The organism is Treponema sp. UBA785, from assembly GCF_002297065.1.
Classification (GTDB): domain Bacteria; phylum Spirochaetota; class Spirochaetia; order Treponematales; family Treponemataceae; genus Treponema_D.
The window spans coordinates 1-10,787 of the sequence record NZ_DBJD01000008.1 but is presented as its reverse complement, the minus strand read 5'-3'; the positions used below and the strand labels follow the sequence as shown (position 1 = coordinate 10,787).

The 10,787-nt window shown below is 38.2% G+C and carries 12 protein-coding genes and 1 pseudogene; 5 read left to right on the top strand and 8 right to left on the bottom strand.

Annotation, left to right across the window (positions count from 1 at the left end):
• From B2X33_RS00565 to B2X33_RS00550, 4 genes are all read right to left on the bottom strand, one after another.
• A partial coding sequence (locus tag B2X33_RS00565) for a DEAD/DEAH box helicase family protein (protein WP_296666714.1) occupies positions 1-1,292 on the bottom strand: 1,292 nt, incomplete at its 3' end.
• 3 nt (positions 1,293-1,295) lie between these two features.
• On the bottom strand, positions 1,296-1,691 hold the full coding sequence (locus B2X33_RS00560) for a PIN domain-containing protein (protein ID WP_296666712.1): 396 nt from the start codon (positions 1,689-1,691) through the stop codon (positions 1,296-1,298).
• Complete coding sequence (locus tag B2X33_RS00555) at positions 1,691-1,930, bottom strand: hypothetical protein (protein ID WP_296666709.1); 240 nt, start codon at positions 1,928-1,930, stop codon at positions 1,691-1,693. Before B2X33_RS00555 ends, B2X33_RS00560 begins: the two co-directional genes overlap by 1 nt.
• A 33-nt stretch (positions 1,931-1,963) precedes the next feature.
• Complete coding sequence (locus B2X33_RS00550) at positions 1,964-3,994, bottom strand: site-specific DNA-methyltransferase (protein ID WP_296666706.1); 2,031 nt, start codon at positions 3,992-3,994, stop codon at positions 1,964-1,966.
• 159 nt (positions 3,995-4,153) lie between these two features.
• Between B2X33_RS00550 and B2X33_RS00545 the strand changes: the two genes are divergently transcribed.
• On the top strand, positions 4,154-4,477 hold the full coding sequence (locus B2X33_RS00545) for a helix-turn-helix domain-containing protein (RefSeq protein WP_296018885.1): 324 nt from the start codon (positions 4,154-4,156) through the stop codon (positions 4,475-4,477).
• Between the two features lie 121 nt (positions 4,478-4,598).
• Here B2X33_RS00545 and B2X33_RS00540 read toward each other — a convergent pair whose 3' ends face one another.
• From B2X33_RS00540 to B2X33_RS00530, 3 genes are read right to left on the bottom strand one after another with little or no spacing between them, the layout of a single operon-like run.
• Positions 4,599-6,254 carry a DUF2326 domain-containing protein gene (locus B2X33_RS00540; protein ID WP_296666703.1) on the bottom strand — a complete coding sequence of 552 codons (1,656 nt, stop codon included), beginning with the start codon at positions 6,252-6,254 and terminating at the stop codon, positions 4,599-4,601.
• Positions 6,248-6,472, bottom strand: coding sequence for an ABC-three component system middle component 7 (locus B2X33_RS00535; RefSeq protein WP_296666701.1), 225 nt, complete (start codon positions 6,470-6,472; stop codon positions 6,248-6,250). The genes B2X33_RS00540 and B2X33_RS00535 overlap by 7 nt, the downstream gene beginning before the upstream one ends.
• Complete coding sequence (locus tag B2X33_RS00530; protein WP_296666699.1) at positions 6,469-7,623, bottom strand: ABC-three component system protein; 1,155 nt, start codon at positions 7,621-7,623, stop codon at positions 6,469-6,471. Before B2X33_RS00530 ends, B2X33_RS00535 begins: the two co-directional genes overlap by 4 nt.
• Positions 7,624-7,797: 174 nt before the next feature.
• On the opposite strand from B2X33_RS00530, the gene B2X33_RS00525 reads away from it, so the two are divergent.
• The 4 genes from B2X33_RS00525 (at position 7,798) to B2X33_RS00510 (ending at position 10,068) form a co-directional block, all read left to right on the top strand.
• A complete protein-coding gene (locus B2X33_RS00525) occupies positions 7,798-8,547 on the top strand; it encodes a DUF4469 domain-containing protein (RefSeq protein ID WP_296666698.1) in 750 nt (249 codons plus the stop codon).
• Positions 8,548-8,627: 80 nt separating this feature from the next.
• Positions 8,628-9,383 (top strand): DUF4417 domain-containing protein, encoded by a 756-nt coding sequence (locus B2X33_RS00520; RefSeq protein WP_296666696.1) that lies wholly within the window; start codon positions 8,628-8,630, stop codon positions 9,381-9,383.
• A gap of 125 nt (positions 9,384-9,508) precedes the next feature.
• Positions 9,509-9,709, top strand: coding sequence for a hypothetical protein (locus B2X33_RS00515; RefSeq protein WP_296666694.1), 201 nt, complete (start codon positions 9,509-9,511; stop codon positions 9,707-9,709).
• A gap of 11 nt (positions 9,710-9,720) precedes the next feature.
• Positions 9,721-10,068 carry a hypothetical protein gene (locus tag B2X33_RS00510; protein ID WP_296666691.1) on the top strand — a complete coding sequence of 116 codons (348 nt, stop codon included), beginning with the start codon at positions 9,721-9,723 and terminating at the stop codon, positions 10,066-10,068.
• 277 nt (positions 10,069-10,345) lie between these two features.
• Here B2X33_RS00510 and B2X33_RS00505 read toward each other — a convergent pair.
• Positions 10,346-10,564, bottom strand: a pseudogene (locus B2X33_RS00505) (amino acid--tRNA ligase-related protein); the annotation flags it as partial.
• Between the last annotated feature and the right edge of the window lie 223 nt (positions 10,565-10,787).

The window sequence follows — 10,787 nt, the reverse complement described above, 5'->3', positions numbered from 1 at the left end:
ATGATTACATTTCGCTCGCCGAAATTTTCCTTTATAAACTGCGCCACCGTGCCATAGGAAAATTGATTTTTGTTCATATAACCGTTTATGCGCTCAAAGATTTTTCCATCCAGGTTGTATGCATCAGAAATATCGTCCGTTCCCGGCTCGAATGGATTCATCTTTTGAGCCGAAGAAATTCTCTTTATAAAATCAAAATCGTCAGCAGTTACATTTTTGCACAGTTCAAGGAATTTCTGATAGTCGGACTTTGACTCATCAATCGTCTTGCTGCGAAACAAGATTACTGGCTTAAAATTTGCAATTCCGTATTTAAGCGCGATTGAATATCTGTACCAATTTAAAAGCAACGCCTGCAAAATGCGCTCTTTTGTCTCAAGATTTGAGCGAACAAGACGGATATGCTTTGTGCATCCGGCTTCAACAAATTCTTTGAGCGCGAATTTTGTGATTATCTTGTCTTCATATTTTTTCTGAGCGGCTTCGGTCTCCGGAATCGTCGCGGTGAATTCCAGAAGCACATTTTTATTCTGCCCAGCAGATTTTCCGCCCTTGTTCAGAATGTAATGACAAACTGTCGTTTCCCAGGAGCGTTCAACGTCCTCATCTTTTGAACTGTCTTTCAACTCGCCCAAAAAAGAGATGTCGGAAAAAGTTCCGTTTTCCTCGCTTGCATAAGAAGCGGAAACGGCAGAATTCTTTTTCAGTGTCGCCGCATTCAGGTGATGAGCCTCATCGCCAAGCAAAACAATGTCGCGCTTTTGCAAATCCGAAAGCAGAAGGGAATTCTCACTTTCCTTGTAGATGTCGTTGTGAAGTTTCTGGATTGTCGTGAATTTTATCTGGACAGTCTGCGCATCGCAGGAACTGCTGAACATCTCGACTTCCTTGAAATTCAGCGGCACACCGTCAATCACAACATTTTCCTTAAAAAGATATTTGCTGTGGTTTTTGTCTATAAAATTCGCCTGAGTTTTTCCAAGAATCGCATTCTGGTTCACAAAGAAAATAAAATTGCGGAAGCCCTGCTTGTAATAGTAAAGAATCAGAGCCGCCATAATCAGCGTTTTTCCGCTTCCTGTCGCCATATTGAACATAAGATGGTTCGGCGGCAACACGGCTCCTTTTTTTGTCTTGATTGAGCGCGTTCTTTCGTTTATAAGAAAATTTTCCAGCGCGGTTTTCTGCCACTCATAAAGCGGAAATTTCAGGTTGTCCGTTATGTATGAAGGAATTTCGTAATCTTCGGGATATAGCGTGTCTTTCTGATTTTCAATTATTTCGTAAAGCATTGTTTAAATATTCCAGTCGTCCAGTTGCAGTCCGTCAATACGGATAAATTCACGTGTATTATGCGTAACAAGAACTGCGCCTTTATTTAAAGCTGCCGCCGCGATAAATAAATCATTTGCACCAATTTTGTTTCCTTTCACTTCAAGTTCTTTTCTGATTTTCGCGTAGGTATAGGACATCTCATCTGCAAAAGGAATCACTTCAAACAGTTCTAAAAATTGTTTTGTCCGCTCAAGAGTTTCTGTTTTAGTACTTTTGTATGCTCCGAGCAAAAGTTCCGCTTTTACAACAACAGGAATTTTTATTTCATTTAGAGGAATTGACAGAAAACGACTCCGCACACTTTCCGAAAGATTCCGAAGAAAATCTATGCAAGTATTTGTGTCAAGAAAATACATTATATAATCTTCCTTTCTGCATCATCGGAAAGCAGAGGCTGAGAAGGTCTCACAAAAGAGCTGTCATCTATTGAGCCGCATAAAGTCGCTAGCGTATTCCTCTTGTTTTCTTCCATCTGAAAAGCCGGGTTGTCATATTTCAAGATAAACTGCGCGAATTGCACGACAGCCTGAATTTTGCTGTCAGGAAGTTCATTTATAATGTCAATCGCTTCTTTTTTTAACGTCAAAGTTTCCATGAGTCCGCCTCCTAAAGTTGATTATACATCATTTTAGTCGTTCTTCAATCTGTAAAAATCTTCGGTGAATGCGATATCGTTTTGGGCAAGTCCAGCTGTGGTGTCGTGGCGGTCGGAGACATTCAAATAAAGCTGATTTAAGTCCAGCATGCGGATGAACATTTCTTTTTGGCGTTCAAGCGGGAGAGAAGCAAATTTCCCACTGGTCACTACCTCGTTTCTGAATTCCTTTACGCGAACGTTGTAATGAAGAAAATATTTTTTGCTCAACGTGTCGAATATTTTTACTAGCTCACAAAGATTTTTGCATGAGGAAATAAGCTTTGCCGCACGCTCGTTTTTCTTTGCAAGCTCCATATAGACAAACGAGCCGCCGCCTTGCCAGCCCACGGATTTTGAGATTCCGCCTTGTTCTCCGCAGATTACTTTTTTAAGCCGCTCAACAGCAACACTTTCGATGTAGTCCATCTGCTCAACACCGATATACTGGCGGCTCATTTTATGCGCGACTGCGGCGGTTGTTCCACTGCCCAAATGGTAATCAAGCACGATGTCGGAAGGAGAAGTGGAGATTTGAAGAAGTTGCTTAATTAAAGATTCTGGCTTTGGACTATTAAAATTTTCTCTTCTAAATCCAAGTTTTTCTAATTCTGTTTTCGCAGATTTTAATGAGCCTTGTTCAAGCAACAAATTATTAAAAAGTTTTCCATCGCCTTTTTTATAATCTTCTCTATATTTTTTCACTTTAAATATTCCATTTTTAATTTCATATTTTTTTAATTTTACGATGTCTTCCATTGTTTCTCTTCCTAAAGTCCATCTTTTTCCTTCTGGCGGTAAAAAAGTTCCTTCTGGAGTTTTTATTTCAAATTTCATGGTCTTTCGTTCATAATCACCATCATTTGTTTTAATTGGAACTTCTAAATTATACCCTCCATTCTCATCAGAATAATCATAACGACGTTTAAAATCTAAAATATTTATGGATACTTCATTTATATTCTTTGCATACATTAGAATTGATTCTGTTATTGTTCCAATTCCATCTTGTGTATTGCTAGCGTTTCCTTTTTTTCTCCATGTCAGTGTTGTAAGATAATTAGTTCTCTTAAAAATCATATCCATCAAAACCAATAAATAGCCAAACTCAGGTGAATTTTGTAAATCACTTGGAGAATTATCAATTTGTACAAAAATCACTCCATCTTCCTTCAGCAGTTCCCTCGCAACTTCCAGACGGTTTTTCATGAACGTGAGCCAGCTTGAATGATTGAAGTTGTCGTTGTAGGCAAAGCCGTCGTTTCCCGTGTTATACGGAGGGTCAATATAAATCAGCTTGATTTTTCCGGCGAATCCCTTTTTGAGCGAGTGCAGCGCAAGCAGGTTGTTTCCTTTTATTATCAGGTTGTCGGTGATTGTGTCGTCGCTAAGTCCGCGCTTTCTGTTTATTTCGGCATTGCGCTTAAGATGCGAGGTTTCGGCAGGCTCAACTGCTTCATTTGAATTACGCTCAAATCGTTTTGCTTTGCAGAATGCCTTCGGGCTAAAAAGATTGTCGATTTCGTCCTGGGCCAGAATCTCGTTGTAAAAAACTTCGCGTCGTTTTGATTTCTTTTCTGTAAAATCCTGGAGTTTTTCGTCCCATTCAAAATATGCGTCAAGACCGTCCTCTTTGCTCTGTCCGCCTTCAAGCACGCAGTCCTTGAACGGAAAATTCAGCACGACTTCGCTTCTGTCTGTAAACGCGGAATCTCCAAAGTAAAGCCCGATTTTCTGCCCAAGATATTTTGAATACGAGTTGCAGCCGCTTGAATATTCCAAAATCTCCTTGAATTTTGCGCTCTCAAAAACAAAACTGTCCAGAACAGGCTTGAAGAAAACCTTTTTTGTGGCGGCATTTTTCAGCAGAGGCGCAAGAAGTTTTTCATCTCCGTTTTCCGCCGCATTTTTTATTATGTTGAGCTTCAGCTCTCCGCCCTGAGTTACAAAATCAGGAACAGTCTTTAATATTTCTTCAATTTTTGATTTTAGCGCGTTTGTTTCCAGTGAATCAGTGAATGGCATTTTACGCTCCGAAAGGTAACTAAAAGCGAAATTATTTAGCTAAATAATTATAAAATTCGCTATATGATTTAACTATCGGTTATAAAAGTTGCCGCTTTAATTAAATTTACTATCACTTCGTTTATTCATTCTAACTTTCAGCGAATTTAAACTGACAAAATGAATAAGGATGAATTGAATAAACTTTATATTGAAAATATAAAAAGAATCAGAACAGAAAAAAAATTAAGCCAAGAAAAACTTGCAGAGCTTTCAAATTTAAGCAGTCCGTTTATCAGCGACATCGAAAACGGCAAGAAATGGGGTTCTTTTGAAACCTTAGTTTCCATTGCAAACGCGCTTGAAGTTGAGCCTTACGAGCTGCTGCTTCCGCCAAAAACAAACGTTTCCTACGACACAAAACGCACCCAGGAGCTTATGAAACGCCTGCGCTCAAATTTCAGCGAGCTTGTTGACACAATGGAAGAATTTTTGAAGAAATAATACTATTTTTTTAGAACTTGCATCTCAACTACCTAGATACTTGCATCGCAGTTTCCTAGCTAGTTGCGCCGCAACTTCCATGGTAAATACGACTCAAGTATCTGGGTAACTTTGCCGCACATCAGTTGGAGCTTTTCTTTTTTGCCCAGGAGCGTCCGAACAGCTCGCCGCCACCGGCGTAAAGTTCTATTGCCGTATGATTTTCGATTGTTTTCTTTAGCTCATCGCTTTCGTATGAATTTTTCTTGTCAAACGAGACAAAAATCTGCTTTTCAGACTTTTCATATTCCTCAAAAATTTTTATGACACGGTTATCGCTCAAATTTTTGAACAGAATTGAGTCGTGAATCACAAACGGAAGTCTTGTAAGCTCAAGAAGCGCAATGTCATACAAAATCATGTTAACATAGGCGGTTCCGGTTCCGCTGTCCTTAGGAGCATAAAAACTGTAACTAGACGCGGAATTTAAATTAAGGCGGGGCGCATAACTGTTATTTCCATTTACATTAACGCTAAGCACTTCGAGCTTTTTATTGATTTTTAAAACAATTTCTTCAAGTATTAAATTTTTTTTACCGTCAAGCTCAATTTTCGTTTCTTTTAGCTGTCTTGAAATCTGCTCGGAATTTTTATAAAAAGCAATTTGCCCTTCAAGCTCGTTTTTCTGAATTGAAACTGCGGCGTATTGCTCAAGAATTTTTTTTGGAATTGAAACAGGAACGCTAAGCTCAGTAAGTTTTTGCGTTGCTTCTATTAAATTCTTTTCGTTTCCGGATATTTTGTCTTCAAGTTTTAAAAGCTCTTCCTCTGTTTCTTCTTTTAGGATTTTTGTAATCTGCTTATGGAAATTCTGAATTTCTTCAAGATGCGGAATATTTACATAAGGGAAAAATGATTTTAGCTCTTCAAAATTTTCTTTTTGAATTTTTGTTCCAGAACCAAGATTAGCTTCCATAATTGATTTTTCATTCAGAAGTCTTGTCCTATTTCTTCTTAAAACCGTGATTTGCTTTTCAAGCTCTGCCGCCTGTGCCGCCCGCTTTGCATCAACAGTTTCTGTCTGAATTTTGTTTGACTCTGCAATTTGTGCTAGCTCTTCATTTAACTGGTCAAGCCTGATTTCTGACTCTTTCAGCTGGGAGAGACTTTTTATCTTTCCGTTTTTTACGATTTTTGATTTTTCAACAGAGGAAAACTCTTCTTTTTCTGATTGAATTGCAGCTGATTTTTCTTCAAGAGTTTTTATTTCATCATATTCTTCAAACAGTTTTATAAGATTCCGCAAGATTCCTGTTTTTCCGCCGTTATGATTTTCAACGCCGACTATATTTTTGATTTCGCTGGAATCCTTTCCAAAAATCCGAACAGATGATGTTACGGCCTGCCTGAACGACAAGCCTGTTTCTGCTAGATTATATTTTTCAAGCAGGAATTTCTTAAAGTCAACATCGCTTATTTTTTTCGTTATATTAAAATGCTCATCGCAGACTGCAACTTCTTTAGGATTTTCTGTTGAGCGTGAAAAATAATATGTCTCGTTGTCAAATTCAAGGCAGAAATTTATTTTATGGTTTCCGACTTCTTCTAGCAGCTCCTTTTGAGAACAATAACTGTCTCCGCCGAAGCAAAAATCAACAGCAAACAGAAAAGTGCTTTTTCCGATTGAATTTTCCGCATTGTCCTCGCCAAGACAAATATTCAGTCCCGGGAAAAATTCAATCTTTCCGCGCGGACTTCCGTTTTCTATAAATTTTTCACATTCAATGAATTTCAGCATAATTCTATTCTCTCCGATTTTTGGTCAAATTTTATTTTTCCAAGCGCAAAAAGAACCGTGAGGCAGTCTGCAAAATCGCTTGTATTTTTAAATATCTTTTTGTTTGCCTTGTAAACTTCAGCTGGGCTGCAATCCTTTTCTTCTAAGAATTTTAGAACCGGCGCAAGTTTTGAAAGGCAGCTTTCTTTATATGTGAATATTTTTGAAGGAAGTTTCATTGTTGCGCCGCCTCCCTGAAAATTTCGCAGGACTGGACAAAATAGCTTGCAAGAATCTGGCTGGCGATATAGCTGGTTTTTGACATATTATGAAAACGTCCTGAAATCGCCTCAAAGATTTGAGTTTTTTCAATTTTTTCAGCTTCCAGGTTTTCATAGATATGCTTTACTGACTTTCGGAATTTTGCTTCATTGAAATTTTCTTTTTCAACTTTCTGCTTTAGAAGTCCGTTTATGAAGTTAAAATACTTTACAACGCGCGGCTTTATCTCATCTTCCAAAAAATGTTCTAACGGAAGAAATTTTTTCTTAAGCTCAACCGGGCTGTAATTGAGTTCGCTGAGTTCTGAACCATCGGCATTTGTGATTTTCTCTATTAAAGCTGTTATGTCCTGCTCTATTTTTTCTTCAGCTGCAAATTCCGAAACCTCTTCATTTTTCTGCATACGCCTCTTGATTTCACAAAGCCTTAAAATATCATGCTCCGTTTTTTGCATATTGAGCTTTGCGGCACATTCCGGACAGACTGCAAGCAAATTATAAATCCTGTCGTAAGGTTTCTGCGGATTTATCTGGATTATCTGAAAATACGGCTGCTTGTCTTCCTCTTTTTTGACATAGAGAGGCTTTGAGCACTCCGGCAGCGGACACAAACTGTTACATTCCTGCAAAAGGCTCAGTCCGTATTTTTGCTCCAAGTCTTTTTGCCCGGAGTTTGTATTTAATAAAACTTTCTCCTGTTTTTTTCCTGATGCAATATCTGAGATGATTTGAAGAAATACATCCGCACATTTTTCAGGAAGCGCTTTTATATCAGTGTCTTCAACTCCTAGCTCATTTGCCAAATTTGTTTTCAGGTCAACTGACAAGGAATCTATCTTGTCGATAAATTCTGTTGAATCAAAATTTGACTTTATAAAGACTGCGTTTTTCTCGCTTATTTTTTTCGAACCGCGAAAATATCCATTTAATGTACTTGTGTTCATTTTCAAGAATGGATTATTTTGATTGCAAAAAAATCCATCATCACCCAAATACACAAGACTCAAAAGCTCCAGCACAAATTTAGGATGCTCATCTCCTAAACCAATATAAGAATATAAAATTCTAGAAAAATCAGAAAATTCCAACTGCTCCCCTTTTTCATTCATTTGGCCAATGGTGGACAACGACGGCCAGTGACGGCCAACTTCTTTTTCAAATGGACTGTATCTTAGTTCCTGTAAGACAAACACAAAATGTCTTGCAGGCTGCGTTGCAGTCTTTTTAATAATTATACCATACTTTTTTGAACTTTATTAGAAAGTGTGGTTTGTGAGGTGGCTATGGCTACTATTGCTTCGGAGTTCAAGAACTCCACAAACAAAATCAGTGTTTCAATCCGCAAGCTTGTCTATGAGGAAACTGAAACATTCGTGGGTCGTGTTTCACGGAATACAGTGAACATTGACAATCTTATAATGGAGATTTGCGAAAGAAATCCCGCCTACAATGAGTATGAGCTTAAAAAATTCGCAAAGGATTTAAAAGCAGGAATTCTTTCAAATCTGTCAAACGCAAAATCTGTAAACCTGCTGGACTTGGGAACGCTTTACATCGCGCTTTCAGGCGGAATGAAAATCGCCCCAAAGACAGCAAGCGAGATTTCTTCTCTTACAGTGAAATTTACACCTTCAAAAACTTTGACTGAATCTGTAGGAAAAATCGAGATAGATAAAATTGTTTATACAGATTCAGCTCCACTTATAAGCAGTGTAAAGTGTCTTTGGGACGGAGTTGAAGAAAAAGCTGTAAAGCCCGGAAAACTTGTGAGCATTACAGGAAGCAGGCTAAAGCTTGAAGGTGCGGAATGCGGCTTATATTTCTGCCCTGTCGATGAAGACGGCGAAGCAGAGGCGGATGAGACAAAATGGCTCAAGTGCGTTTTAACAAGGAATCTTCCAAAAACACTGGAAGCCTACGTTCCAGATAATCTTACGCCCGGTGAAAAGTATGCGGTTGCCATAAAAACAAGGCCTACGGCAGACGGCACATATTCAGTCGGATTCAGTGAAAACCTGAAAGTCGCTGAATAAGAAATCCATTCAGTTTTCCGTGTCGGTTTTTCTAAAAAGATAATCGGCGCGGAAGACTGATTTTTGAAAGGAATAATAAGATGGAGAATATTTTTCAACCATATCTATTCGATGATTTGGACTTTTGCAAAAAAGAAAAGCTAAAGAAAAATCTGATTGATGACGGATTCAATGCTGAACTTGTTAAAAATGCAATTTTTGACGGCTTGCTTGAGATTCCGCTTATCAGAAATCCTAAAGAAATTTTAATTCCAAAGACGATGATTCCGTTCAGCAAAATGAACAGAAGTGAAACTCTCAACGAATTTGTCTGCTTCTATGAAAACGATTTAAAATTCCGAGACATTTTGACTTCAACAAAAGAAAATCTTGAGAAAATCAAGAAATTTTCCGGAGCCATATCTCCCGACTGCTCTCTTTATTACGATATGCCGCTTGTTCTGCAGATGACAAATCTTTACCTGAATCATCAAATCGGTCATTACCTTCAAGAGCAAGGAATTTATGTAATTCCAAATGTTCGTTTTGGCGATGAGCGCACATACAAACGCATTATTCCTGACGAACCGCCATTCGCCTTTTTGGGGCTTGAAAAACACGGAATTTATTCAATAGGAACTTACGGCTGCTGCAAATCTTCTGAATACAAATTTCATTTAAAAGAAGGACTGCGCTCTTTTATAAAGGAAATTGAGCAAAAAATCATTCTTGTTTACGGAGCAATGCCGGGAAAAATTTTTGATGAGTTCAAAAATTGCGGAGTCCAGTTTTTCCAATATGACAACTGGACGAAATCCCAGCATAAGAAACCGGAGGTGAAAAATGGGAAGCGGTAGAAGCGGACTGTACAGCGGAACACGGGGGAGGCAGAAACAGGCTTCCAAAAAATCCTGCGCAGATAAAGCATATTTTCAGAAAAAGCAAAGGACATCTTACAGACAATTTAAAAAACAGGAAAACTTTGCTAGACTTGATAAATGACGAGTCTTGTTATGCGGGAACAGATAAAGACGGCTGTAAATGGTATATAAAAATTGCGAAAAATGGCGCTCAATATTGGGCAAAAGTAAAAAACGGCAATTTAAGCAACGGCGGATATAACCGCTCTCCTAAAGAATGGGATGAAACAACAGGATTATGTAAAAATCCTAACAAAAAATAAGGAAGATAAAAATGACAAATTTTGAATTATTTACATTGATGTACATTATATTAGACAAAGAAAACGAAAGACACGGCAGGGCAAATGAATTGCTTACAGATTATGTGAGTGATTTAAATCCCTTTATTTGGAAAACAGAAGATTCTGCTGATCCGGCATATTTTTCAGAATTCAATGATTTTATGAAAAATAAAAAAATTGGCGACGATTTTGGCTATTCTTTAATTGCACAATTCATAAAGACAAATGATGGGTATTATTCAAGTTTGGAAAAATATTTTTTAATGACTTCAAAAGATGATTTTATAAAAATTGCAAAAAAATATCTTTCCGAACCGCACAAAGGCGGAAAAAACTAATTCTTCCTCCAAAACAAAGGAGATGACCAAAAAGAAACTTTTATGTCATTATCGGGCTTGCCCCGATAATCTATTGAAAATTTTCAACAGATTGCTAATCAAGTTTTTTTCAGAAACATCGCAGTATCAAGTACGGCAATGACATTTAGAACTTATTAGCCAGCCCCTTTGTTTTATAACATTTTATTTTTCCGGGTCAGAAAATCGTGATATGCAAGTGTCGCAATCCGCTTTGCGTCTTGCTTACCGAGTTTTCCCTGCGGAAAACTCGCGCATATTATTTCTCAACCTCAGTACATTTTAGATGCAAGTCGTCCAATTGGCTTTGGTCAACCGCGCTTGGACACTCATCCATAGGAGAAGCCGCCAAATTGTTATTCGGAAAGGCGATTACTTCGTGGATGCTTTCCTCGTGGCACATGAGCATTATAAGGCGGTCGAATCCCGGTGCGCTTCCTCCGCGCGGCGGCGCGCCGAACTTGAATGCCTGTACCATTTTTTCAAGTCCCAAAGTAAAGCACCTCAAGAAAGGCAAGCGGCAAAAATTGCAATGACAAGAACAAAACGCCTGATATACTTGAAGAAAAGTTTGTGCAGCCGCATAACATCTTAAACTCTCAATGTAAGAAATTTTTTCAAACTTTCAATTTGGTTTTCTCATACGTAAGCCGCTGAACTGTAAAAATCGCCATTATGTGGTTCGCAGAGTCTTCAAGGCT

Excerpts from the sequence above, each read along its gene's own strand:
- B2X33_RS00560 (WP_296666712.1), bottom strand. The coding sequence starts at position 1,691 with ATGTATTTTCTTGACACAAATACTTGCATAGATTTTCTTCGGAATCTT.
- B2X33_RS00555 (WP_296666709.1), bottom strand. The coding sequence starts at position 1,930 with ATGGAAACTTTGACGTTAAAAAAAGAAGCGATTGACATTATAAATGAA.
- B2X33_RS00550 (WP_296666706.1), bottom strand. The coding sequence starts at position 3,994 with ATGCCATTCACTGATTCACTGGAAACAAACGCGCTAAAATCAAAAATT.
- B2X33_RS00545 (WP_296018885.1), top strand. The coding sequence starts at position 4,154 with ATGAATAAGGATGAATTGAATAAACTTTATATTGAAAATATAAAAAGA.
- B2X33_RS00540 (WP_296666703.1), bottom strand. The coding sequence starts at position 6,254 with ATGCTGAAATTCATTGAATGTGAAAAATTTATAGAAAACGGAAGTCCG.
- B2X33_RS00535 (WP_296666701.1), bottom strand. The coding sequence starts at position 6,472 with ATGAAACTTCCTTCAAAAATATTCACATATAAAGAAAGCTGCCTTTCA.
- B2X33_RS00530 (WP_296666699.1), bottom strand. The coding sequence starts at position 7,623 with ATGAATGAAAAAGGGGAGCAGTTGGAATTTTCTGATTTTTCTAGAATT.
- B2X33_RS00525 (WP_296666698.1), top strand. The coding sequence starts at position 7,798 with ATGGCTACTATTGCTTCGGAGTTCAAGAACTCCACAAACAAAATCAGT.
- B2X33_RS00520 (WP_296666696.1), top strand. The coding sequence starts at position 8,628 with ATGGAGAATATTTTTCAACCATATCTATTCGATGATTTGGACTTTTGC.
- B2X33_RS00510 (WP_296666691.1), top strand. The coding sequence starts at position 9,721 with ATGACAAATTTTGAATTATTTACATTGATGTACATTATATTAGACAAA.